The sequence below is a fragment of the Streptomyces sp. NPDC029292 genome (assembly GCF_055569295.1).
The window spans coordinates 141,229-164,852 of the sequence record NZ_JBVHXR010000010.1 but is presented as its reverse complement, the minus strand read 5'-3'; the positions used below and the strand labels follow the sequence as shown (position 1 = coordinate 164,852).

Sequence of the window (23,624 nt, the reverse complement as noted above, 5' to 3'; positions counted from 1 at the left end):
TCTCAGCATCGTCAGCCCTGTGCGCGTGATCGAGCACAGGGCTGACGGTCTTCTGACGTGGCTGAGCGGCGGATCTCCCATCTGGGAGGCCGAGTTGCCGGGTGACGCCCATCTCCGGGACATCCTCCCGGAGGACCGCCCCGAGGCCGGTTTCCCGCTGCGGCCGTCCAGTTGGCGCGCCGGCAGCGCGCTCATCCACCAGCCGAACGACGTCCCGAGGGCGAACTGGCACCGGAGACACCCGGCGAGACGAGCACTGCCGGCGACCTCCTCGGTGCGGGCGGCGCTGTCGCGGTGTGCCTGGGTGCCGTCGGATGGACCGCCTTCCGCGGGCGCGGGGGCAAGAAGACCCGGGTGCCCTTCTGGAAGAGGAAGACCGCCGGAGCTCCCACCGCCGACGCCGACCAGGAGCAGCGACTCCGCGACATCAAGGTGCAACCGGAGGAGTACCCGGACGTGTCACAGCACCGCGCCGCCCGGATCGCCTGGGAGACGGGGCTGCGCGCGGAAGCGGCGGGCAACCGGGGCTCATGGCGCTTCGGAGAGAGTGTGGTCGAGGAGGTCCCGCACGACTGAGCGCGCAGGATCAGCCGAGTTTCTTCGTCAAGGTGTATTCCGTGGCCCCCGGCGGATAGTCGGGGATCACGCACACCACCTGATATCCCTGCTTCTTGTAGAACTCCGGGGCCTGGAAATCCCAGGTCTCCAGGCGGGAGTTGAGGCAGCCGCGTTCCTGGTGGGACAGGTGTTCCGCGTGGGACAGGAGGCGGGAGCCGAGGCCCGATCCGCGGTGGACGCCGTCGACCCAGAGGTAGGTCACGTGGAGCCACGTCGTCCAGGTGTGTCCGACCAGGCCGCCCGCCAGGGCGCCGGTGGCGTCCAACGCCCAGACGTGCAGCGGAAGTTCACGTTCATCTGGGGTTCCTTGCAGGGCGCGGAGGACCGGAGACGCCGCCCTGTTGGTGTCGAGCAGTCGCCGGCGGAGCAGATCGCGCCGGTCTTTGTCGTCTCCTGTCTCGATATGAAACATACGGCTCACCATAAACGTGCTGGCCAACCAGTTCTGCAAATTACCTTCCGCTCCCCGCCCCCGGCCTTACCCTGATGAACAGCACCGGTGGGGGCCGGTGCTGATCAGGGGGCGAGACAGTCGGGTACGACGCCCGAAGTGGGGGTAGCAGTTCCAGCACGGCGGCGGCCGTGCGGCTGCGGCACCCTGCTTTCCGAGTCGTCAGCGGCTCGGGATCACTTCGGGCGCCGTACCCGCACCGGCCGTCCCCCGACAGTGGGGGTTTCAGAGTGGTTCGCATCCGAGTACTGGTCGTTGACGACCACCGCATCTTCGCCGAGTCGCTCGCTGCCGCCCTGGCGGCCGAGCCCGACGTCGACGTGTCCGCGGCGGGCAGTGGTCCCGCCGCGTTGCGCTGCCTGGAGCGGGCGGCGGCGGAGGGCCGCAGATTCGATGTGCTGCTCGTCGACGCGGACCTGGGCGGCAATCTGCCCGGCATGCGTCCGGCGGTGCCCGTCCAGGAGAGCAACGAGGACGGGCTGGTGGACGGGATATCGCTGGTCGCCGGTGTCCGGTCCGGGCAGCCGAGCGTGCGGATCGTCGTGCTCGCCGAGAAGGACGACCCGCGGCGGGCCGCGCTCGCCCTGCAGGCGGGGGCCTCGGGGTGGGTCGCCAAGGACTGTTCGTTGTCGCGGCTGTTGACCGTCATACGGGGTGTGCTGCGTGACGAGACCCATCTTCCGCCCGCCCTGCTCACCGGGGTGCTGCGGGAACTCACCGCCGCGCGCAAGCACCGCACCGAGAGCGAACGGCTGGTCGAATCGCTCACGCCGCGCGAGCGGGAGGTGCTGCGGTGCATGGTCGCCGGGCTGGGGAGGAAAGCCGTCGCCGAGCGGTTGTTCCTTTCGCCGCACACCGTCCGTACGCATATGCAGAACGTGCTGGGGAAGTTGGGCGTGCACTCCACCCTCGCCGCCGTCGCGCTCGCCCGCCGCGCCGGGGTCGGGCCCGTCGACCTAACCGGGGATGTTGTCGAACGGGGCGGTCAACTGGCGTAGCAGCGCTGCCAGTTCTCCGCGCTGGGCCCGGCTGAGCTCGGCCAGGATCGCGCGCTCCTGCTCCAGCAGGCCCGCCAGCGACTGGTCGGCGCGGTCGCGGCCCTCGTCCGTCAGGCGGACGAGTACGCCCCGGCGGTCGCTCGGGTCCGGGAGGCGCTCCACCAGGCCCTTCTTCGTCAGCCGGTCGATGCGGTTGGTCATCGTGCCCGAGGTGACGAGGGTCTGTGTGAGCAGCTGGCCGGGGGAGAGCTGGTAGGGGGCTCCCGCGCGTCTCAGTGACGTCAGGACGTCGAACTCCCAGGGCTCCAGGCTGTGCTCGGAGAACGCCAGACGGCGTGCGCGGTCCAGGTGCCGGGCCAGTCTGCTCACCCGGCTGAGCACCTCGAGCGGTTCCACGTCGAGGTCCGGGCGCTCCCGGCGCCATGCTGCGACCAGCCGATCGACCTCGTCCTCCATGACGATCAGTGTAGTGGTTGTGTCGACGTGAAGTCTCTTGATGTGAAGTCTCTCGGCGTGAAGTCTCTTGACGTCGAGAGACTTTGCGTGTGAGGCTGGAGATCCGCCTTGGATATGACGTTCGGATGCGACGGACGTGATGTTCGGGTGCGACGGACGAGCTGTTCGGATGTCACTGACGTGATGTCCGGATGTGACTACTGACTTCGAGGAGGCGTCCCATGCCTGCCACCACCCCCACCTGGGATCCGGGCCAGTACCTGCGCCACGCGGACCACCGCGCCCGCCCCTTCGCCGACCTCCTCGCCCGCGTCCCGCGACTGCCCCGCCACCCGGCCCGCATCGCCGACCTCGGCTGCGGCCCCGGCAACGTCACCACCCAGCTCGCCGAACGCTGGCCCACCGCGCACATCACCGGTTACGACAACTCCCCGGAGATGCTCGCCAGGACCGACGAGTACGCGGGCCCCACGGCCGGCGGCGGCCGGCTCGACTTCGCCCACGCCGACCTTGCGAGCTGGGCGCCGACCGAGACGTACGACCTGATCGCCTCGAACGCGGCGCTCCAGTGGGTGCGGGGCCACCTGGACGCCTTCCCGGTCTGGCTCGACGCGCTCGTCCCCGGCGGCACCTTCGCCTTCCAGGTCCCGAACAACATCGACGCGCCCCTGCACGCTCTGATGCGCGAGCTCGCCGCCACCGCCCGTTGGAAGGACCGCCTCGAGGGCGTCCTGCGCCACGAGGACTCGGTCCACGACCCGCGGCTCTATCTGGACCGGCTGGCCCGCCTCGGCTGCGAGGTGGACGTCTGGGAGACGACGTACATGCAGCTGCTGGAGGGCGAGGACCCGGTGCTGGACTGGGTGAAGGGCACGGGTCTGCGGCCCGTCCTCACCGCCCTCGCGGACGACCCCGATGCACGGGACACCTTCGTCGCCGAGTACCGGGAGCTGCTGGGCGACGCCTATCCGACGGAACCGTACGGCACCGTCCTGCCGTTCCGCCGACTGTTCGCCGTGGCACGGAAGGGGGCCTGAGACCTGTGCTCACCGCCATCGATCACGTCCAGCTCGCCGCGCCGCCCGGCAGTGAGCCCCGCCTGCGCACGTACTACGTCGACGTCCTCGGCATGGCCGAGCTCCCCAAGCCGCCCGTCCTCGCCGCGCGCGGGGGCTGCTGGTTCCAGGCGGGGGCCGTGCAACTGCATCTGGGCATCGAGGAGGACTTCCGGCCCGCGAAGAAGGCGCACCCCGGGCTGAGGGTCCGTGACATCGAGGCGTACGCCGCCCGGCTGGAAGCCCACGAGGCCATGGTGACCTGGGACGACAATCTCCCCGGCCACCGCCGCTTCTACTCCGAGGATCCGGTGGGCAACCGGCTGGAGTTCCTGGAGCCGGTCGCGCCCTGAGCCGGCATGCGCCGAGACCCGGCCCGGTGGCGGGACACGCCGCCTCGGTTCGCAGACATGTCACCACGAAACGTGTGTTATTCGGTTATGCACACACATACGCGGCGTAACTTGCTCGGTGCCTCGATCGTGGCCGCCGGTGCGGGAGCCCTGTCAGCCTGTTCCGGGTCCAGCTCCGACTCCGAGTCGGGCTCGCGCGCGGGGTCCGCTCCCCACCCCGGGTCGGCTTCCCACCCCGGGTCGGCTCCTCACTCAGGGTCCGCTCCCCATCCCGGGGCCGGTTCGCACGAGCGGAGCGGGATCTCGGTCCACGACGGACGCGGCTTCGTCCCCAGGGGGCCCAAGGGATATGTGAACCCGTCCGATCCCGAGGTCCTCGCCGCCGAGCGGGCACGCGGGTCCGGCCCCCTCCGCAGGTACCGGCTCACCGCCACCGAGACGTCCCTCGACCTCGGCGGGCCGACCGTCAGGTCATGGGCGTACGGCGACTCGCTGCCCGGCAGGGAGGTCCGCGTCACCGCGGGCGACGTCCTCGATCTCACGCTCGCCAACCATCTGCCCGTGGCGACGACCCTGCACTCGCACGGCATCCGTATGCGCTGCGACATGGACGGCGTACCGGGCCTGACCCAGTACTCGATCAAGCCCGGCGCGGACTTCACCTACCGCTTCGCCGTGACGCACCCGGGCACGTACTGGATGCACTCGCACTCGGGACTGCAACTCGACCGCGGCCTGTACGCCCCGCTGATCGTCGAGGACCCCAGGGAGCCCTTGTCCTACGACAAGGAGTGGGTCGTCGTCCTCGACGACTGGGTCGACGGCGTGGGCGGCTCCACCCCGGACGGCGTGCTCGCACAGTTGCACCACGGCAAGGCGATGGACATGGACATGGGGGAGGGTGCCGAGGGGGACGGTTCCGGTCACGACATGTCCGGCGGCGCGCACACCTCGGGCCGCGGCAAGCCCGCCGGCCCCGACCGCGTCCTACGGAACTCCCGCAGCCGCCTGCTGCACAGCGAGGGCGGCAGCGTCGACTACCCGTTCTACCTGGTCAACGGCCGCCTCGCGCACGCACCTTCGGTCTTCCGGGCCCGCCCCGGGGAGCGCATCCGGCTGCGCATCATCAACGCCGGGGCCGAAACGGCCTTCCGGGTGGCGCTGGGCGGCCACAAGATGACGGTGACGCACACCGACGGCTACCCGGTCGAGCACATGGAGACGGACGCGCTGCTGCTCGGCATGGCCGAACGCTACGACGTGCTGATCACCGCACAGGACGGGGTGTTCCCCCTGGTCGCGCTGGCCGAGGGCAAGGACGCGAGAGCCCTGGCAGTCCTGCGCACCGGCAGCGGGGGCGGCCCCGGGCCCGGCGTACATCCGCGGGAGCTCGACGGCAAGATCGTGCCGGCCAGACGCCTCGTGCCCCAGGATTCCGTAGCCCTCTGCGGCCGCCGCCCGGACCGCGAGATGCGCATCAGGCTGACCGGCGGCATGAGGAGGTTCGACTGGGGCTTCGACCACCGGCCCTACTCCATCGAGGAACGCCGCCCGATCCGGGAGGGTGAGCGGGTCCGCCTGACCCTCATCAACGGCACCGACATGTGGCACCCCGTGCACCTGCACGGCCACACCTTCGCCATCAGAGGCCTCGACGGACGCGGAGCCCGCAAGGACACCGCCTACGTGCTGCCGCACCGCAAACTCGTCGTCGACTTCAACGCCGACAACCCGGGCCTGTGGATGCTCCACTGCCACAACCAGTACCACTCCGAATCCGGGATGATGACCATCCTCGGCTACCGAAAGTGACGGCGATTTCTCGGACCGCGACCTGGTCTAAGCCTTGCGGTGTCCTATCAGGCGCGGCTTCGGCTCCAGGCCGTCCAGACCGTGCCAGGCCAGGTTCACCAGATGGGCGGCGACCTCCGCCTTGCGGGGCTTGCGCACGTCCAGCCACCACTGGCCGGTCAGCGCGACCATGCCGACCAGGGCCTGGGCGTAGAGAGGTGCCAGCTTCGGGTCGAAGCCGCGGCTCTTGAACTCGCGGCCCAGGATGTCCTCCACCTGCGTGGCGATGTCGGAGATGAGCGAGGCGAAGGACCCCGTGGACTGCGGGATGGGGGAGTCGCGGACGAGGATGCGGAAGCCGTCCGTGTACTCCTCGATGTAGTCCAGGAGGGCGAAAGCGGCCTGTTCGCACAGTTCGCGCGGATGGCCCGCCGTCAGGGAGCTGGTCACCATGTCCAGCAGGCGGCGCATCTCGCGGTCCACCACCACCGCGTACAGGCCCTCCTTGCCGCCGAAGTGCTCGTACACCACCGGCTTGGAGACGCCCGCCTTCGCCGCGATCTCCTCCACCGACGTGCCCTCGAAGCCCTTGGCGGCGAACAGGGTGCGGCCGATCTCCAGCAGCTGCTGACGGCGCTCGGCACCGGTCATGCGAGTGCGGCGCGCACGCCGCGGCTTCTCATTGCTGCTCGAGGTGCTGCTGGAGTCGGTCGCCACGCCGTCAATCATGCCGCGTCGGCGGTTTCCGTTTTGCGGCGGGAGCCGGACCCGTCCGTGTTCCGCTTGGAATCGATACGCGAGCGTGACGGCCAGCGCACGTCGTATGCCCAGCCGAGCTGCTCGCACCAGCGGATGATCCGGGCCGAGGAGTCCACCTGGCCGCGCTCCACACCGTGCCGCGCCGAGGTCGGGTCGGCGTGGTGCAGGTTGTGCCAGGACTCGCCGCAGGAGAGCACGGCCAGCCACCACACGTTGCCCGAGCGGTCACGCGACTTGAAGGGGCGCTTGCCCACCGCGTGGCAGATCGAGTTGATCGACCAGGTCACATGGTGCAGCAGCGCCACCCGGACGAGTGAGCCCCAGAAGAAACCGGTGAACGCGCCCCACCACGACATCGTCGCCAGACCGCCGATCAGGGGCGGGAGGGCGAGCGAGAGCATCGTCCAGAAGATGAACTGGCGCGAGATCGCGCGGATCGCCGGGTCCTTGACCAGGTCCGGCGCGTACTTCTCCTGCGGGGTCTGCTCCTCGTCGAACATCCAGCCGATGTGCGCCCACCACAGGCCCTTCATCAGCGCCGGAACCGTCTCACCGAAACGCCACGGTGAGTGGGGGTCGCCCTCCGCGTCGGAGAACTTGTGGTGCTTGCGGTGGTCGGCCACCCAGCGGACCAGCGGCCCCTCGACCGCCATCGAGCCCGCGACCGCGAGCGCGATCCGCAGCGGGCGTTTCGCCTTGAAGGAGCCATGCGTGAAATAGCGGTGGAAGCCGATCGTGATGCCGTGGCAGCCCAGGTAGTAGAAGAACACCAGCAGGCCGATGTCCAGCCAGCTCACCCCCCAGCCCCAGGCCAGCGGCACCGCCGCGAGCAGCGCGAGGAAGGGGACGGCGATGAAGAGAAGCAGCGTGATCTGTTCGAGTGACCGCTTCTGCTCGCCGCCCAGCGTGGCGGACGGGAGCGAGGTGTCACCGTTGTTCCCCTGCGGGGCGTCGTCGATCACATCGGAGCTCGTGGTCATGGGCGTCCCCTGTGGGGTTTCGAGGGTGGAGACAGATGTCCGGGGTGAGGTGGAGCCAGATGTCCGGGGTACGGATCCCAGGGACCCTCCCGGCAGAGTGACGGGCGGGCGGATCCAGCGTCCTCCCGGCAGCTGACGGGAGGACCTACGGTTCCGTAACCTACGGCGTCGTAAGTATGGCAGCGCGCAGCCCGGCGGCAAGAGCCCGGGAGCCTGCGCGTCCGCATGGACACCTATCCTTGGAGTCGGTCGGACAGCGCGGTCCGTTCTGATTTCTTCCCGGATGCCACGTCCCTAAGCGGCACCCGCCGCGCGGTCGCCACCCGGGTTCCCTCCCAGACGAGCTTCAGACGAGCTTCCACTCTTCAGACGAGCTGCACCACTGCAAGGAGCCGCACCTGTGAGCAGTGCCGACGACCAGACCACGACGACCAGCAGCGAGCTGCGCGCCGATATCCGCCGGTTGGGTGACCTGCTGGGCGAGACCCTGGTCCGCCAGGAGGGCCCCGAGCTCCTCGAACTGGTCGAGAAGGTCCGCCGCCTGACCCGCGAGGACGGCGAGGCCGCCGCCGAGCTGCTGCGCGGCACCGAGCTGGAGACCGCGGCCAAGCTGGTCCGCGCCTTCTCGACCTACTTCCACCTGGCGAACGTCACCGAGCAGGTGCACCGCGGCCGCGAGCTGCGCGCCAAGCGCGCCGCCGAGGGCGGCCTCCTGGCCCGTACGGCCGACCGGCTCAAGGACGCCGACCCCGAGCACCTGCGCGCGACGGTCAAGAACCTGAACGTGCGCCCGGTGTTCACGGCGCACCCCACCGAGGCGGCGCGCCGCTCCGTCCTCAACAAGCTGCGCCGCATCGCCGCGCTCCTGGAGACCCCGGTCATCGAGGCCGACCGCCGCCGCTACGACACGCGCCTGGCCGAGAACATCGACCTGGTGTGGCAGACGGACGAGCTGCGCGTCGTACGTCCCGAGCCCGCCGACGAGGCCCGCAACGCCATCTACTACCTCGACGAACTGCACGCGGGCGCCGTGGGCGACGTACTGGAGGACCTGACCGCGGAGCTGGAGCGCGTCGGCGTCGTCCTCCCCGACGAGACCCGGCCGCTCACCTTCGGCACCTGGATCGGCGGCGACCGCGACGGCAACCCGAACGTCACCCCCGCCGTCACCTGGGACGTCCTGATCCTCCAGCACGAACACGGCATCAACGACGCCCTGGAGCTGATCGACGAGCTGCGCGGCTTCCTGTCGAACTCCATCCGCTACACGGGCGCCACCGAGGAGCTCCTGGAGTCCCTCCAGACCGACCTGGAGCGCCTCCCCGAGATCAGCCCCCGCTACAAGCGCCTCAACGCCGAGGAGCCCTACCGCCTCAAGGCCACCTGCATCCGGCAGAAGCTGGAGAACACCAAGCAGCGCCTCGCCAAGGGCATCCCGCACGAGGCGGGCCGCGACTACCTGGGCACCGGCGAGCTTCTCAGGGATCTGACGCTGATCCAGACCTCGCTGCGCGAGCACCGCGGCGGCCTGTTCGCCGACGGCCGGATGAACCGTACGATCCGTACGCTCGCCGCCTTCGGCCTCCAGCTCGCCACCATGGACGTACGCGAACACGCGGACGCCCACCACCACGCGCTCGGCCAGCTCTTCGACCGCCTCGGCGAGGAATCCTGGCGCTACGCCGACATGCCCCGCGACTACCGCGCCAAGCTCCTCGCCAAGGAGCTCAGGTCCCGGCGTCCGCTGGCCCCCACTCCGGCGCCGGTCGACGCCGCCGGTGAGAAGACCATCGGCGTCTTCCAGACGGTCAAGCGCGCCCTTGAGGTCTTCGGGCCCGAGGTCATCGAGTCGTACATCATCTCGATGTGCCGGGGCGCGGACGACGTGTTCGCGGCGGCGGTGCTCGCCCGTGAGGCCGGGCTGCTCGACCTGCACGGCGGCTGGGCGAAGATCGGCATCGTGCCGCTGCTGGAGACGACGGACGAGCTCAAGGCCGCCGACACGATCCTTGAGGGCATGCTCTCCGACCCCTCGTACCGCCGTCTCGTGGCGCTGCGCGGGGACGTCCAGGAGGTCATGCTCGGCTACTCCGACTCGTCGAAGTTCGGCGGCATCACGACGTCCCAGTGGGAGATCCACCGCGCCCAGCGGCGGCTGCGTGACGTGGCGCACCGGTACGGCGTACGGCTGCGGCTCTTCCACGGCCGTGGCGGCACGGTCGGCCGTGGCGGCGGCCCCTCGCACGACGCGATCCTCGCGCAGCCCTGGGGCACGCTCGAGGGCGAGATCAAGGTGACCGAGCAGGGCGAGGTCATCTCCGACAAGTACCTGGTGCCCTCGCTGGCCCGCGAGAACCTGGAGCTGACCGTCGCGGCCACGCTCCAGGCGTCCGCGCTGCACACCGCCCCGCGCCAGTCCGACGAGGCGCTGGCCCGCTGGGACGCGGCGATGGACGTGGTGTCCGACGCGGCGCACGGGGCGTACCGGCGGCTGGTCGAGGACCCGGATCTGCCGGCGTACTTCTTCGCCGCCACACCGGTGGACCAGCTCGCCGATCTGCACCTCGGGTCGCGGCCCTCGCGGCGCCCCGACTCCGGCGCCGGTCTCGACGGTCTGCGGGCCATCCCGTGGGTCTTCGGCTGGACCCAGTCGCGGCAGATCGTGCCGGGCTGGTTCGGCGTCGGCTCCGGCCTGAAGGCGCTGCGGGAAACCGGCCTCGACACCGTGCTCGACGAGATGCACGAGCAGTGGCACTTCTTCCGCAACTTCATCTCCAACGTCGAGATGACGCTGGCCAAGACGGACCTGCGGATCGCCCGCCACTACGTCGACACGCTGGTGCCGGACGACCTCAAGCACGTGTTCGCCACCATCGAGGCCGAGCACGAGCTGACCGTCCGCGAGGTGCTGCGCGTCACCGGCGGCGAGAAGCTCCTGGACACCAACCCCGTGCTCCAGCAGACCTTCTCGATCCGCGACGCCTACCTGGACCCGATCTCGTACCTCCAGGTCGCGCTCCTCAAGCGTCAGCGTGACGAGGCGGCGGCCGGTTCCGACCCGGACCCGCTGCTGTCGCGGGCGCTGCTCCTGACGGTCAACGGCGTGGCGGCGGGGCTGCGCAACACCGGCTGACCTCCCGGCCCGGATGTGACGGTGCCCCCGTCCTCGTACGTACGAGGACGGGGGCACCGTCGTGTCTCAGCCCTGGCTCGCCTTACGGCGGCGGAACACCAGGTAGCCGCCCGCGCCGACGAGCGCGGCCGCGACGGCCGAGAGCGGGCCGACCGGGGCGCCGCTGCCGGTCTCGGCGAGGTCGCCGCCGCCCTGGGCGGACGGGGACGAGGACGGCGAAGCCTCGGCGGCCGACGACGGGGATGAGGACGGGGCCGCGCTCGCCTCGGAGGTGCTCGTCGGCGAGGCGGAGGCGGACGGCGCGGTGCCGCCCTCCTTCTCGTCCTCGCAGTCGGTCCAGAACACCTTGTGCTTGGCGGCGCCGTTCTCGCCGTCGAAGTTCCAGAACAGCTTGTAGTGGCCGTCGGGCAGCGACAGGTCGTCGGTGCGGCCGTGGCCCTCGGTGTCCAGCGTGAGCTCCCCGGACTTCACGGTCTCGCCCTTGACGTCGGCGGTCGGGGCCCAGGCCTCGATGTGCCAGTCGACCTGCTGGACGCCGTCGAAGCCGAAGGCGTCGAGGTAGAAGGTGCAGACGTGCGGCTCGTTTTTGCGGAGCTCCTCGCCGGTGGTGGCGTCGTGGATCTTCACGGTGCCGTTGTCACCGGGGGCGGTTGCTTGGGCGGAGGGAGCGATCAGCAGGGCTGCTGAGGCGGCGGCTACGACAGCAAAGGTGCCGCCGGCGCGGGTGAGGGTACGCATGGGCAGTCCATCTTCGAGAGGTGAAACGGAAGATGTGGAGGGGGCGGCTCAGCTTCCTAGCCCGGTGACGGCCGGTCAAGCGGAGGAAAGTCCCTCATGCGCCATGTGCTGGAGATCGCCCCAATAGTCGCGGATAACGATCAGGGAACGCACAGATTTTCCATAGATGTGAAGGCGAACTCAGGCCGATGGACCCCTGGTCAGAGGGCCAGGAACGTGACCGTCAGCTGAGCGATCCCCGTCCCCGCCAGCACCCACGCCACCCGGGTCAGCCGCAGACCGCCCGCGACCACCACCGAGGCGAGCAGCAGGGCGCCACCGAGGGGAACCCAGGCGTAGAGGAGTCCGGCGGGGCCGGAGCGCACGACATCATTGCTGCCCGGCTTCACCGTGACCGTGTACGTCTGGCCCTTCTTCACCGCGACCGACTGCTCGATCGTGACGCGGGCCCGCGCCTTCGAGCCCTCCGACGTCGGCGTGTACGGCCCCGTACAGGTCTCGCCCGAGCACGCCTTCACGGTGATCGTCCCCTGCTCCCGGCCCTTGCTCAGCATCACGTGCTGAGCGGTGCCCCAGGAGGCCCAGACGCCTGCGATCAGGATCAGCGTCGCGACCGTACCCATCGCCGCGAGCCGCCCGAACCGCAGCGCCGCGTACGAGCTCTGGCGGGAGCCTTGACTTGAGGTGACGGCAGGCATGGCGGGGATCATTGGCCATGGTTGCGCGCCCGGTCAACTCCGGTGGGGACAAGTCGCGTGTTGTACGGACCTTTCGGCGCGGTCAGGAGTTGTACGTGCCCTGCGCCCGCTCCAGCCCCTCGATGACCAGGCACTCCACGGCGTCCGCCGCGCGGTCCACGAAGTAGCCGAGCTCCTTGCGCTCCGCCGACGCGAAGTCCTTCAGCACGAAGTCGGCGACCTGCATACGCCCCGGAGGACGCCCGATGCCGAACCGCACCCGGTGATAGTCCGGGCCCATCGCCTTCGTCATGGACTTCAGCCCGTTGTGGCCGTTGTCGCCGCCGCCGAGCTTGAGGCGCAGTACTCCGTGGTCGATGTCCAGCTCGTCGTGGATCGCGACGATGTTGGCGACCGGCACCTTGTAGAAGTCCCGCAGCGCGTTCACCGGTCCGCCGGACAGATTCATGTACGACATCGGCTTGGCCAGGATCACCCGGCGGTTCGCCGGACCGGGCGGACCGATCCGTCCCTCGATCACCTGCGCCTGCGCCTTGCCGGCCCGCTTGAACTTGCCGCCGATCCGCTCCGCCAGCAGGTCGGCCACCATGAAGCCCACGTTGTGCCGGTTCATGGCGTACTCGGGGCCGGGGTTGCCGAGGCCCACGATCAGCCAGGGGGCGCCTGCGTCGGTCGTCACGTCCGTGTCTCCCATGTGTCCTTGATACGCGCCAGCCGCCGCTCCCGGTGGGAGCGGCGGCTGACGGATGAGATTCCGGGGGGAATCAGGCCTCGGCGGCCGCGGTCTCGGCCTCCTCGGAGGCCTCCTCCGCCTGGGCGGCCAGGACCTGGAGGACGACCGCGTCCTCGTCGATCGCCAGCGTGGTGCCCGCGGGGAGCGGGATGTCCTTGGCGAGGATGGCGGCGCCGGCCTCAAGACCCGCGATGGAGACGGTGACCGACTCCGGGATGTGGGTGGCCTCGGCCTCGACCGTCAGCGTGTTCAGCACGTGCTCGAGCAGGAAGGAGCCCGGGGCCAGCTCGCCCTCGGTCTGGACGAAGACCTCGACGGTGACCTTCTCGCCGCGCTTCACGAGGAGCAGGTCGACGTGCTCGAGGAAGCCCTTGATGGCGTCGCGCTGGACGGCCTTCGGGATCGCGAGCTCGGTCTTGCCCTCGATGTCCAGGGTGAGCAGGACGTTCGGGGTACGCAGGGCGAGCTGCAGCTCGTGGCCCGGCAGCGCGATGTGGACGGGCTCGGTGCCGTGGCCGTAGACAACGGCGGGAACCTTGTTCTCACGGCGGACACGGCGGGCGGCGCCCTTGCCGAACTCGGAACGGGTCTCGGCGGCGAGCTTGACCTCGGACATGTTCACTCCTCGTAGATCTCTGGGGAAGATGGTCACCCGGCCAAAAAACATCGGCCTGCTACGAAGAGCGCGTCGATAACGGACCGCCGAACCGCTTTCGCAAGCAGTACGGCCTCCCTCGCCGAGCAACTGTGACAGCTTACGGGGCGGGGAGGCCGTACAAGAAATCGATCTACGGGATCGACCGGTGGAGCGGGGGCCTACTGCTCCTCGAACAGGCTCGTCACCGAACCGTCCTCGAAGACCTCACGGACCGCGTTCGCGATCGTCGGCGCGATCGACAGCACCGTGATCTTGTCGAGCTCCAGCTCACCCGGGGTCGGCAGGGTGTCCGTGAAGATGAACTCGCTGACCTTGGAGTTCTTCAGACGGTCGGCGGCCGGGCCGGAGAGCACACCGTGCGTGGCCGTGACGATGACGTCCTCGGCGCCGTGCGCGAACAGGGCGTCGGCGGCGGCGCAGATCGTGCCACCGGTGTCGATCATGTCGTCGACGAGGACGCAGACGCGGCCCTTCACGTCACCGACGACCTCGTGGACGGTGACCTGGTTGGCGACGTCCTTGTCGCGGCGCTTGTGCACGATCGCGAGGGGGGCGTCGAGGCGGTCGCACCAGCGGTCGGCGACGCGTACGCGGCCGGCGTCGGGGGAGACGACGGTCAGCTTGTCGCGGTCGACCTTCGCGCCCACGTAGTCCGCGAGGATCGGCAGCGCGAAGAGGTGGTCGACCGGGCCGTCGAAGAAGCCCTGGATCTGGTCGGTGTGCAGATCGACCGTCAGGATCCGGTGAGCGCCCGCCGTCTTCATCAGGTCGGCGATCAGACGCGCCGAGATCGGTTCACGTCCGCGGTGCTTCTTGTCCTGACGGGCGTAACCGTAGAAGGGCACGATCACGGTGATGGAGCGGGCCGACGCGCGCTTCAGCGCGTCGATCATGATCAGCTGCTCCATGATCCACTTGTTGATGGGAGCCGTGTGGCTCTGCATCAGGAAGCAGTCGGCGCCGCGAGCGGACTCCTGGTAGCGGATGTAGATCTCGCCGTTCGCGAAGTCGAAGGCCTTCGTCGGGACTACCCCGACACCCAGCTTGTGGGCGACCTCCTGGGCAAGCTCGGGGTGGGCGCGGCCGGAGAAGAACATCATCTTCTTCTCGCCGGTCGTCTTGATCCCGGTCACAGCACTGTCTCCTCAGAGGTGTCTCAGCTGGGGGTGTGAGGCGAACGTCTCGGCCGCGGTCTCATGCGAGCTCGCGAGCGCGCGGCGAGAAATCGTCTCAGCTGGGGGTGCGGGTGTGCACTTATCACGGTACGCCGTGTCAGACGCACCGGTTTCCGGTCAGGCTTCGCCTTCCGGCTTCCGGGAGGCTGTCTCCGCCGCCTTCGCGGCCGCGCTTCCCGGACGCTTGCGGGCCACCCAGCCCTCGATATTCCGCTGCTGGCCACGGGCCACGGCCAGCGAACCGGGCGGTACGTCCTTGGTGATGACCGAGCCCGCCGCGGTGTACGCGCCGTCCCCGATCGTGACAGGAGCCACAAACATGTTGTCCGAACCGGTACGGCAGTGCGAGCCGACCGTCGTGTGGTGCTTGTCCTGCCCGTCGTAGTTCACGAAGACGCTGGCGGCACCGATGTTGGAGTACTCGCCGATCGTCGCGTCGCCCACGTACGACAGATGCGGGATCTTGGTGCCCTCGCCGATCTTCGCGTTCTTCGTCTCGACGTACGTGCCCACCTTGGCCTTGAGACCGAGGCGGGTGCCGGGACGGAGGTAGGCGTACGGGCCCACACTGGCCTGCGGTCCGACCTCGGCCTTGTCGGCGACGGTGTTGTCGATACGGGCACCGGCTCCGACCTTCGTGTCCTTGAGGCGGGAGTTGGGGCCGACCTCGGCACCCTCGCCGAGATGCGTCGCACCCTGCAACTGCGTCCCCGGGTGCACGATCGCGTCCGGCTCGAAGGTGACCGCGACGTCGACCCAGGTGGTGGCCGGGTCGACGATCGTCACCCCGGCGAGCATGGCCGCGTTGAGCAGCCGGTCGTTGAGGATGCGGCGGGCCTCGGCGAGCTGGACGCGGTTGTTGATGCCGGCGATCTCGCGGTGGTCGCCCGCGACGGAGGCGCCGACCCGGTGCCCGGCCTCGCGCAGGATCCCCAGCACGTCCGTGAGGTACTCCTCACCCTGACTGTTGTCGGTACGCACCTTGCCGAGTGCGTCCGCCAGCAGCTGCCCGTCGAAGGCGAACACCCCGGAGTTGATCTCACGGATGGCGCGCTGCGACTCGCTGGCGTCCTTGTGCTCGACGATCGCGGTGACGGCGCCGCTGGCCCCGTCGCGCACGATGCGGCCGTAGCCGGTGGCGTCCGGGACCTCGGCGGTGAGCACGGTGACGGCGTTGCCGTCGGAGGTGTGGGTGGCAGCCAGCTTCCGCAGCGTCTCGCCGCTGAGCAGCGGCGTGTCGCCGCAGACCACGACGACGGTGCCGTCGACCGTGCCGCCGAGCTCTTCGAGGGCCATGCGGACGGCGTGCCCGGTCCCGTTCTGCTGAGCCTGCACGGCCGTCCGTACGCCGGGGTCGATCTCGGCGAGGTGCGCGGTGACCTTCTCGCGGGCGTGACCCACGACCACGACCAGGTTCTCGGGCTCCAACTCGCGCGCCGCCGCGAGCACATGACCCACCAGGGAACGGCCACACAGTTCGTGCAGAACCTTCGGTGTGGCCGACTTCATACGGGTGCCCTCACCCGCTGCAAGAACGACGACGGCTGCCGGGCGATTGGCGCTCACGGGTATGCCCTTCGGCTTCGGATGGCTGGGGTGTGGACATCCGCAGGATACCGGGGCGTATCAGGAGTGACATGAGAGCGGGTCCTGACAGAGCTGTCAGGACCCGAACCGAGCATTGCTCCCCCGCCAGGACTCGAACCCGGACAGATGGCACCAAAAGCCACAGTGCTGCCAATTACACCACGGGGGATTGAACTCCGCTGAACCGGACATTTGGTCAGGTCGCCGAGTCGGCACCCAACACTATGCCGTACCAGGCACCTTCGATGCGACGGTACAGATCGGATGACGGCTTCCCGGCGCCGGTAGGGCTTGCTCTTCTGGCATCGGCATACCGTCCGGGCGGAATGCGGGCTTCCGGTGTCGAACGGTGAGTGATTCGGCAGGTCGAGGTATTCCGGTGGGTTTCGCTTCTGTTCGATTGCGGAGTGCGGTGTAGGTCAGTAGCCGAAACTCACCGGAAAAGGGGCGGGGGGCGACCGTAGGCTGGACGCATGACCACGACGGGGGAAGAGCACACCGCGGCCGGGAACGGGCCGTGGTGGTGGGTCAGGTGGCGCAGTGCGGTGCTCGACGGGAGTCTCGCGCTGGTCTCGGCGGCCGAGTGTGCGACGGAGGGGATTCGGTTCGCGCACGACGCGGGCCTGCCTGTTCCGGTGGGGATGGGGTTCGGGCTGGCGGCGGGGGCCGTGCTGTTGCTGCGGCGGAAATGGCCCATCGCGGTGGTGCTGGTGTCCATTGCCATCACGCCCGCGCAGATGGGCTTCGTGATGGGGCTCGTCGGGCTGTACACGCTGGCCGCGTCCGAGCTGCCGCGGCGGATCATCGGGGCGCTGGCGGGGATGTCCTTCGCCGGGATGCTCATCGTGACGTTCGTACGGGCGCATCAGGGTGTGGTGCGCGGGGACGTGACCATGGGGGACTGGTTCGTCCCCTTCCTTTCTATTACGACCGCTTTGGGGATGACCGCCCCGCCTGTCCTGCTCGGGCTGTACGTGGGAGCGCGGCGGCGGCTCATGGAGAGCCTGCGGGAGCGGGCGGACTCGCTGGAGCGGGAGTTGCAGCTGCTGGCCGAGCGGGCGGAGGAGCGGGCCGAGTGGGCCCGGAACGAGGAACGGACGCGGATCGCTCGTGAGATGCATGACGTGGTCGCGCATCGGGTGAGTTTGATGGTCGTGCATGCGGCCGCCTTGCAGGCGGTGGCTCGGAAGGATCCCGAGAAGGCCGTGAAGAATGCCGCGCTCGTGGGGGACATGGGGCGCCAGGCGCTGACCGAGCTGCGGGAGATGCTGGGTGTGCTGCGTACGGGGGAGGGGCTGGACGCGCGGGTGCAGCCGGTGCCGCTCGCCGCGGTGGGTGCTGCGGCGGCCGCGGCGGCGTCGCGCGCGGCCGACGATCCGGCGGACGGGCCCTGCCTTGCCGAGCTGGACGAGCTGATCGGGCAGTCGGCGGCCGCGGGGATGGTGGTCGACCTGTCGGTGGAGGGCGATGTGCGCCCGTACGCGCCGGAGGTCGAGCAGACGGCGTACCGCGTCGTCCAGGAGGCTCTGACCAACGTTCACAAGCACGCGGCCGGCGCCAAGACCCACATCCGTCTCGCGCACCGCCTCGCCGAGATCGCCATGCAGGTGGAGAACGAGTGCCCGCCGGAGCCGGATTCGGCCTCCGACGTGCATCTGCCCAGTGGTGGCAATGGGCTGCTGGGGATGAAGGAACGGGTTGCGGCGTTGGGGGGCGTGTTTGTGTCCGGGCCTACGGATGCGGGGGGTTTTCGGGTGTCGGCGGTGATTCCGGCGGTGGCCTGAGTGTGGTTCCGGCTCCGGCGGGTGGGCGGCGGTCTTTCGGCCCGTCCGGCGTTTGAGGACGAGGCGGTTCAGGCTGATACGGGGGTCTGGGGGCGGAGCCCCCGGGTGCGGGAAGGGCAGGGGCGGCGGGGGCGAAAACCTGCCTTGCCCGCACCCCCGCGCCGGGGGCGTGCTTACCCGGCCGTGAGGCGGACCGGCTCGATGCCCGACAGCAGGGTGGTGAGGGCCGTGTCGATGTCCGGGCCGAGGTACCAGTCGCCGGTGTGGTCCAGGGTGTAGACGCGCCCTTCCGCGTCGATGGCGAGGAGGGCGCGGCTGTCGGACTCCTCGCCGAGGGGGCAGACCTCGGTGTCCAGGGCGCGGCCGAGGTCGCCGAGGGTGCGGGCCATGTGGAGTCCGTACAGGGGGTCGAAGTGGAGCGTGGCCGGGGCGATCTGGCGGCCGGGTCCGGGTGAGGTGACGTGGAGGCCGCCGAACTCCGCCCACGCCTCCACCGCCGCGGGGAACACGGCGTGCCGGTGCCCGGCCGGTGACACATGCCCGCGCAGCGCGTCGGCCCAGTACTCGGCCTGCTTTATGTCCCAGCGTCCGGGCTGCCATCCGGCGGAGCGCAGCGCGGCGTCCACGGGGTCGGAGAAGCGTGTGGTGGAGGAGCGGTCGGCGTGCATCTGCCCTTCGTTCGTCGAGCGTCGGGACATCGGCGTGACGGGACGCCGTCGTACGTACGCGTGCGGGGGGTGGGGGAGTTCAGGCGTCGGTGGTCGCCGTCGGGTCGACGACGCGTACGCCGAAGTGGTCGCTGAGCGCGGTGCAGGAGCGGCAGGGCGCGGCGAAGCTGCCGTGCAGCGGGTCGCCGTCCTCGCGGATGCGGCGGGCGGTGAGTTTGGCCTGCTTGAGCGCTTTGCGGGCCTCGCCGTTGGTCATCGGCTTGCGTGCGGCGCGTTTGCTGCGGGCGGCGTCGACGGAGGCGATGTGGCGGGAGATGAGGATCGCCTCGGCGCAGCGGCCGGTGAAGCGGTCGCGTTGTGCGCTGGTGAGGGTGTCGAGGAAGTCCTGGACGAGGGGGTGCAGGGCGGGCGGCTGGTCGCCGCGCGCCGCGGTGCCGGTGAGGGTGGCGCCGCGCACGGAGAGGGCGGCGGCGACGGTGGGGAGTATGCCGTCGCGGCGGTGCAGGAGGGCGGGGGCGTGGGGTGCCTCGGCGCTGCTCCAGCCGACCCGGGGGTCCCCGGACGTGCCCGCATGAGTCGCGTTCATGATCGTTTTTTCCTCCCGTGCATCCCCCGGTGCGGAGACAGACTGCCAAATGCCGTGGCGGGTGCGGAAGCTGGGGCGGCGCGACACGCCCTGTCTTCGTCGTACGGTCACGGCGGGGTGACGGCAGGTCACGGAACCGGAGGCCCGGTGACCGGTGTCGTCCTACCGCATAGGCTGTCGATATCCACGATCCATACCGCTATTGAGAACGCCGCAGGGGGCTACCGCCATGACGACTGGTCGGCTCGGGCAGCAAGCCGCGCCGCCGAACGCGGCCTACGCCGGGCAGGTCGTGCATTTCCCGGACCCGGTCCGGGCCGCCCGTCACCCCAGAGGTGTACGGGTCGACGAGCACGGCTACCCCGACTTCTCGGCGTACGCGCGTGCCGCCGCGGAGATCGCCGAGCCCCCGGAGGGTTTCGGCGTCGACGAGCTCAGGCTCACGGACTATGTCTCCGCGAACGCCGCGCTGGCCGCCACCGGGCACGACCTGTGGGACACGATCCCGTCGGTGGCCACTCCGCACGGCTGGACGTGGCACCACGTGCCGGGCACCCGGCGCCTCGAGCTGGTTCCCGTCGACGTGAAGGCGCTGCTGCGGCATCACGGCGGGCTGGCGACCGCGGCTGTGGACCAGAACAAGCGGGGCACGCGGCCGTTGCAGGAGACGCGGCCCGCGCACTTCGGGCTGCCGAAGGCGTCGGTCGCGGTGACCGAGCAGCAGGTGCTGGGGGTCGAGGAGGATCTCGGCTATCGGCTGCCGGGGGCCTACCGGTCCTTCCTGAAGGCGGCGGGTGGCTGTGCGCCGGTGGGTGCCGCGCTCGACGCCGAGCTGGGTCTGCTGGTGGACCAGCCGTTCTTCACGGTGCGCGACGAGGCCGCCGTCAATGACCTCGTCTATGTCAACAAGTGTCTGCGCGACCATCTGACCAAGGATTACTTGGGTGTTGGCTTCGTCCAGGGCGGGCTGTTGGCCGTGAAGGTGAAGGGCGACTCGATCGGGTCGGTCTGGTTCTGCGCGTACGACGACGCCCGCGACCAGGACGCCTGGCCGCCGACCGAGCGGGTGCAGCGGCTACTGCTGCCCTGCGGCGGTGACTTCGACCAGTTCCTGTCCCGGCTCGCGGGTAATCCGCCGGAGCTGGAGACGGTGGCGAATCTGATGGTGGACGGCGGTTTCGCGCGCGCGGTGCCCGTCTCTTCGGCGTCTTCGGCGTCTTCGGTGGGGGAGTGAGCGTTCGATGGTGACCTTCGCGCAGGCGCAGGAGCGCGCAGAAGAGTGGATCAACGGGGATCTGCCCGGGTACCAGCACCGCGAGGTGCGGGTGCGCGAGTTCGAACTCGGGTTTGTGGTGTGGGCCGAGGACCGTTCCGACGGTCCGCGTTCCGACGGGGGTGCGCAGCGTCTCGTCATCGCGCGGGACAGCGGGGAGGCCACGCTGTGGCCCGCGCTGCCGGTGGGTGAGGTGATTCGCCGGTACGAGGAGGAGTACGGGGCGCCCGACGTGTCCCCGGGGCCGGCGTCGGCGCCTTCGGCTCGGGTCGACCTGAACCAGACGTCGTTCTTGTTGACTCCCCCGGAGTGGCTGCAGGAGGCCGCGGACAAGCTGGGGATTCCGGATCGGCGGGCGGGTGCGTCCGATGGGGGCGGGTCTCGTCCGGCTGCGGCTGCCTCTGCTGCCGCTGCGGATGTGTCTTCGGGTGCGTCTTCGGGTGGCGGGTCCGTCAATGGGGCTTCTGGGGGCGCGGGTTCGGCGCCCGCGGCGCCGGGTGCGTCCGGACAGTCGGAGGCGTACGGGGTTCCGTCCGCGCCGGGGGCGCACGCCGCGTCGTTCGGGGCGGGGGTGCCGGCGCCTTCTCCGGCGGACGCGCCTCCGACGCCCTCCGTGCCGGGTGCGCCGTCGGCTCCCGGTGGGGGTACGCCGTGGCCCGCGGCCGGTGACGGGCCGGGCTCGGGTCCGCAGGACGCCGGGGTGCCGGGTGCGCCCGTGGCGGCGACCCCGTGGGCGGGGACCGACACGAACGCCGACGCCGGTGACGACCGTTCCGTACCGCTGCCTGCGACCGTGTTCGCGCCGCAGCTGACCGATGTCGACGACGCCGACACCCCGCCGCCCGGCGTGACGCCGGACGCCAAGACCGCCCTGATGTCCGGAGGAAGCCAACTTCCGCGCACGGAGCTGGCGCCCGCGGTCGGCGATCCCAACTCGACGCCGCCGCCCGGCCCTTCGCAGGGGCTGGGCACGCCGCCGCCCCAGCCGCAGGGCCCCGGCGCCCCTCAGAGCACGCCTCCGCCGATCGCGCCGACGTACGGCTATCCGCAGGGTCCCGGTGGTCCGCAGGGGGCGCCTCCGCCGGGGGCGCCCGCGTACGGGTTTCCGCAGGGGCCGGGTGGGGTGCCTGGTACTCCGCCTCCCGGTGCGCCGCAGGTTCCGGGTGTTCCCGGTACGCCGCCGCCCGGCACCCCGGTTCCGGGTGGTCCGCAGGGGGCGCCTCCGCCGGGGGCGCCCGCGTACGGGTTTCCGCAGGGGCCGGGTGGGGTGCCTGGTACTCCGCCTCCCGGTGCGCCGCAGGTTCCGGGTGTTCCCGGTACGCCGCCTCCCGGCGCCCCGCAGGCTCCGGGTGTCCCCGGTACGCCGCCGCCCGCCGCGCCTTCGCGTCCCCTGCCGCCCAACGCCGGTGACATCGCCGATGCCGCGACCAGCAAGGCGCAGGCGCCGCCGCGGGGGGCGCGCGCTGCTGCGGCGAGCGCGCCGCATCCGCCGAGCGCCCCCGGTGTGCCGGGTGCGCGGCCGGGGAGTACGCCTCCGCCGTCCGGGCCGGGTGCTCCGGGCACCCCGGCGGGCGGGTACGTACCGACGCAACTCGTCTCGCAGCTCGGCCCGGACGGGCCCGAGGGGCTTGCGGGTCCGCCTGTCGCGCCCGGTGCCCCGGGTGCACCCCAGGCGCCCGGTGCTCCCGGCGCGAACCCTCCGGGTGGTACGCCTCCGGGCGCCGTTCACCACGCCGCGACGATGCTGGCCGGTCCGGCCGTCGGTGGCCCCGGCGCGCCGCAGCCTCCGGGCGCCCCCGGCGTTCCCGGTGCACCCCAGGCGCCCGGTGCTCCCGGCGCGCCCCAGCCTCCGGGCGGCACGCCTCCCGGCGCCGTTCACCATGCCGCGACGATGCTGGCCGGTCCGGCCGTCGGCGGCCCCGGCGCGCCCCAGCCTCCCGGTGGTACGCCCCCGGGCGGTGTTCACCATGCCGCCACGATGCTGGCGGGTCCGGCTGTCGGCGGCCCCGGCGCGCCGCCGCCCCCGCAAGCCCCCGGCATGCCCCCGGGCGCGCCCCAGCCGCTGCCTGGCCAGCCCATGCCCGGCCAGCCCATGCCCGGCCAACCGATCCCCGGCCAGCAACCCCCGGCGTACGGCTATCCCCAGGCGGGGCAGCCGACCGTGGGCCCCGGCTACCAGGCCGTGCTGCGCTACCGCGCGCAGGACGGTTCCGAGCAGCAGCTGATCCGGCGTTCCGCGCCGGGTACGCCGCACCCGGAGTGGCAGATCCTGCACGAGCTGCGGGCGATGAACGTGCCGCCGCAGCAAGTGCTGGAGCTGCACACAGAGTTGGAGTCCTGTGAGCTGCCGGGCGCGTACTGTGCGCGGATGATCCGGGAGACGTGGCCGCAGGCGCGGATCACGTCCATCGCCCCGTACGGCACGGACCACGCGAGCCGTCAGCAGGGCATGCACCAGCTCATCGCGCACCAGGGCGAGTTGCACCAGGTGGCGGACGGCCCGGCGCGCCCCGCGCCGGTGCGGGCGCCGATTCCGCCGGTGCAGCCCGCGCCGCCGATCCCGCCGGAGGCGATCGGGCAGGAGCTGGCGGCGGCGTTCGGTCCGGGTGTGTTCCGGTTCGACCAGGCCGCGGTGTCCCGCCAGGGTGTGCCCGACATCGTGGCGCACACGCTGGTGGTGGCCGGACTCCCGGTCGACATGGGCCCGTTCTTCTGGGCCCAGGCCCAGCCGGGCCGCCCGGTGCCCACGCTCGCCGAGCTGGCGCAGGAGCGCGGGGTGCAGCCGGGCGCGGACGCGGGCTCGTACCTCGTGATGGGCAGCGACTTCGGCAAGGCGATCTGTGTTCAGTACGGCACGGCGAACATCGTGGCCGTGCCGGTGGAGGCGGGTCCGGGCGGTGCCCCGGTGCCGCCGCAGTTCGTGAACACGGGGCTGCCCGAGTTCGCGCGCTGCCTCGCCCTGCTCGGCCGCATGTGGCGGCTGCGCTTCGGCCTCAACCAGGAGCAGGCGGGCCGCTGGACCGTCGACTTCCAGGCCCAGCTCGCCTCCCTCGACCCGGCGGCCCTCGGCTCGCCGGAGAGCTGGTGGTCGGTGCTGCTGGAGCAGATGTGGGACGGGCTGCTGTAAAGC

General features: G+C 70.8%; 21 protein-coding genes and 1 tRNA gene. 9 read left to right on the top strand and 13 right to left on the bottom strand.

Annotated features, from left to right (window positions below):
• The first annotated feature begins 171 nt into the window (after positions 1-171).
• Positions 172-576 (top strand): hypothetical protein, encoded by a 405-nt coding sequence (locus ACZ4WS_RS22800; RefSeq protein WP_467983015.1) that lies wholly within the window; start codon positions 172-174, stop codon positions 574-576.
• 10 nt (positions 577-586) lie between these two features.
• Here the strand turns inward: ACZ4WS_RS22800 and ACZ4WS_RS22795 are convergent, their stop codons facing one another.
• Positions 587-1,042 (bottom strand): GNAT family N-acetyltransferase, encoded by a 456-nt coding sequence (locus tag ACZ4WS_RS22795; RefSeq protein WP_467983187.1) that lies wholly within the window; start codon positions 1,040-1,042, stop codon positions 587-589.
• Between the two features lie 257 nt (positions 1,043-1,299).
• Here ACZ4WS_RS22795 and ACZ4WS_RS22790 point away from each other — a divergent pair, with 257 nt between their 5' ends.
• Positions 1,300-2,067 (top strand): LuxR C-terminal-related transcriptional regulator, encoded by a 768-nt coding sequence (locus tag ACZ4WS_RS22790; RefSeq protein WP_261703947.1) that lies wholly within the window; start codon positions 1,300-1,302, stop codon positions 2,065-2,067.
• Here the strand turns inward: ACZ4WS_RS22790 and tamR are convergent.
• Positions 2,026-2,523, bottom strand: coding sequence for a MarR family transcriptional regulator TamR (tamR, locus tag ACZ4WS_RS22785; RefSeq protein WP_467983012.1), 498 nt, complete (start codon positions 2,521-2,523; stop codon positions 2,026-2,028). The two genes, ACZ4WS_RS22790 and tamR, sit on opposite strands and share 42 nt — an antisense overlap.
• 221 nt (positions 2,524-2,744) lie before the next feature.
• Here tamR and ACZ4WS_RS22780 point away from each other — a divergent pair, with 221 nt between their 5' ends.
• From ACZ4WS_RS22780 to ACZ4WS_RS22770, 3 genes are all read left to right on the top strand, one after another.
• Positions 2,745-3,560 carry a trans-aconitate 2-methyltransferase gene (locus tag ACZ4WS_RS22780; RefSeq protein ID WP_467983009.1) on the top strand — a complete coding sequence of 272 codons (816 nt, stop codon included), beginning with the start codon at positions 2,745-2,747 and terminating at the stop codon, positions 3,558-3,560.
• A 5-nt stretch (positions 3,561-3,565) separates the two neighbouring features.
• Positions 3,566-3,931: a VOC family protein gene (locus ACZ4WS_RS22775; protein ID WP_467983008.1), complete on the top strand. Its 366-nt coding sequence runs from the start codon at positions 3,566-3,568 to the stop codon at positions 3,929-3,931.
• Between the two features lie 87 nt (positions 3,932-4,018).
• Positions 4,019-5,743 carry a multicopper oxidase family protein gene (locus ACZ4WS_RS22770; protein ID WP_467983006.1) on the top strand — a complete coding sequence of 575 codons (1,725 nt, stop codon included), beginning with the start codon at positions 4,019-4,021 and terminating at the stop codon, positions 5,741-5,743.
• A 27-nt stretch (positions 5,744-5,770) separates the two neighbouring features.
• Here the strand turns inward: ACZ4WS_RS22770 and ACZ4WS_RS22765 are convergent, their stop codons facing one another.
• Positions 5,771-6,451, bottom strand: a complete 681-nt coding sequence (locus tag ACZ4WS_RS22765; protein WP_467983004.1) for a TetR/AcrR family transcriptional regulator — start codon at positions 6,449-6,451, stop codon at positions 5,771-5,773.
• Entirely contained in the window at positions 6,448-7,461 is a 1,014-nt protein-coding gene (locus ACZ4WS_RS22760) for an acyl-CoA desaturase (RefSeq protein WP_467983003.1), read from the bottom strand. Before ACZ4WS_RS22760 ends, ACZ4WS_RS22765 begins: the two co-directional genes overlap by 4 nt.
• Positions 7,462-7,861: 400 nt before the next feature.
• Here ACZ4WS_RS22760 and ppc point away from each other — a divergent pair, with 400 nt between their 5' ends.
• Positions 7,862-10,594: a phosphoenolpyruvate carboxylase gene (gene ppc / locus ACZ4WS_RS22755; RefSeq protein WP_467983001.1), complete on the top strand. Its 2,733-nt coding sequence runs from the start codon at positions 7,862-7,864 to the stop codon at positions 10,592-10,594.
• 66 nt (positions 10,595-10,660) lie between these two features.
• On the opposite strand, the gene ACZ4WS_RS22750 is transcribed toward ppc, so the two are convergent.
• The 7 genes from ACZ4WS_RS22750 to ACZ4WS_RS22720 form a co-directional block, all read right to left on the bottom strand.
• Entirely contained in the window at positions 10,661-11,332 is a 672-nt protein-coding gene (locus tag ACZ4WS_RS22750) for an LPXTG cell wall anchor domain-containing protein (RefSeq protein WP_467982998.1), read from the bottom strand.
• 200 nt (positions 11,333-11,532) lie between these two features.
• Positions 11,533-12,042 (bottom strand): hypothetical protein, encoded by a 510-nt coding sequence (locus ACZ4WS_RS22745; protein ID WP_467982996.1) that lies wholly within the window; start codon positions 12,040-12,042, stop codon positions 11,533-11,535.
• Between the two features lie 70 nt (positions 12,043-12,112).
• Positions 12,113-12,724 (bottom strand): aminoacyl-tRNA hydrolase, encoded by a 612-nt coding sequence (gene pth / locus ACZ4WS_RS22740; RefSeq protein WP_467982994.1) that lies wholly within the window; start codon positions 12,722-12,724, stop codon positions 12,113-12,115.
• A gap of 70 nt (positions 12,725-12,794) precedes the next feature.
• Positions 12,795-13,379 carry a 50S ribosomal protein L25/general stress protein Ctc gene (locus ACZ4WS_RS22735; RefSeq protein WP_467982992.1) on the bottom strand — a complete coding sequence of 195 codons (585 nt, stop codon included), beginning with the start codon at positions 13,377-13,379 and terminating at the stop codon, positions 12,795-12,797.
• A 200-nt stretch (positions 13,380-13,579) separates the two neighbouring features.
• Positions 13,580-14,554 (bottom strand): ribose-phosphate diphosphokinase, encoded by a 975-nt coding sequence (locus ACZ4WS_RS22730; protein ID WP_467982990.1) that lies wholly within the window; start codon positions 14,552-14,554, stop codon positions 13,580-13,582.
• 159 nt (positions 14,555-14,713) lie between these two features.
• On the bottom strand, positions 14,714-16,162 hold the full coding sequence (gene glmU / locus ACZ4WS_RS22725; protein WP_467982987.1) for a bifunctional UDP-N-acetylglucosamine diphosphorylase/glucosamine-1-phosphate N-acetyltransferase GlmU: 1,449 nt from the start codon (positions 16,160-16,162) through the stop codon (positions 14,714-14,716).
• A gap of 118 nt (positions 16,163-16,280) precedes the next feature.
• Positions 16,281-16,352 (bottom strand) — tRNA-Gln (locus ACZ4WS_RS22720).
• A 304-nt stretch (positions 16,353-16,656) separates the two neighbouring features.
• Between ACZ4WS_RS22720 and ACZ4WS_RS22715 the strand changes: the two genes are divergently transcribed.
• On the top strand, positions 16,657-17,967 hold the full coding sequence (locus ACZ4WS_RS22715; protein ID WP_467982985.1) for a sensor histidine kinase: 1,311 nt from the start codon (positions 16,657-16,659) through the stop codon (positions 17,965-17,967).
• A 173-nt stretch (positions 17,968-18,140) separates the two neighbouring features.
• On the opposite strand, the gene ACZ4WS_RS22710 is transcribed toward ACZ4WS_RS22715, so the two are convergent.
• The gene (locus ACZ4WS_RS22710; protein ID WP_467983186.1) at positions 18,141-18,635 is read right to left on the bottom strand and encodes an SUKH-3 domain-containing protein; all 495 of its coding nucleotides are present in this window, start codon (positions 18,633-18,635) and stop codon (positions 18,141-18,143) included.
• 79 nt (positions 18,636-18,714) lie between these two features.
• Positions 18,715-19,221 (bottom strand): YwqJ-related putative deaminase, encoded by a 507-nt coding sequence (locus ACZ4WS_RS22705; RefSeq protein WP_467982984.1) that lies wholly within the window; start codon positions 19,219-19,221, stop codon positions 18,715-18,717.
• Positions 19,222-19,450: 229 nt separating this feature from the next.
• Between ACZ4WS_RS22705 and ACZ4WS_RS22700 the strand changes: the two genes are divergently transcribed.
• Together ACZ4WS_RS22700 and ACZ4WS_RS22695 are read left to right on the top strand one after the other, a co-directional pair.
• Positions 19,451-20,455, top strand: a complete 1,005-nt coding sequence (locus ACZ4WS_RS22700) for an SMI1/KNR4 family protein (RefSeq protein ID WP_467982982.1) — start codon at positions 19,451-19,453, stop codon at positions 20,453-20,455.
• Positions 20,456-20,462: 7 nt separating this feature from the next.
• Positions 20,463-23,621: an SUKH-4 family immunity protein gene (locus ACZ4WS_RS22695; protein WP_467982979.1), complete on the top strand. Its 3,159-nt coding sequence runs from the start codon at positions 20,463-20,465 to the stop codon at positions 23,619-23,621.
• The last annotated feature ends 3 nt before the right edge of the window (positions 23,622-23,624 follow it).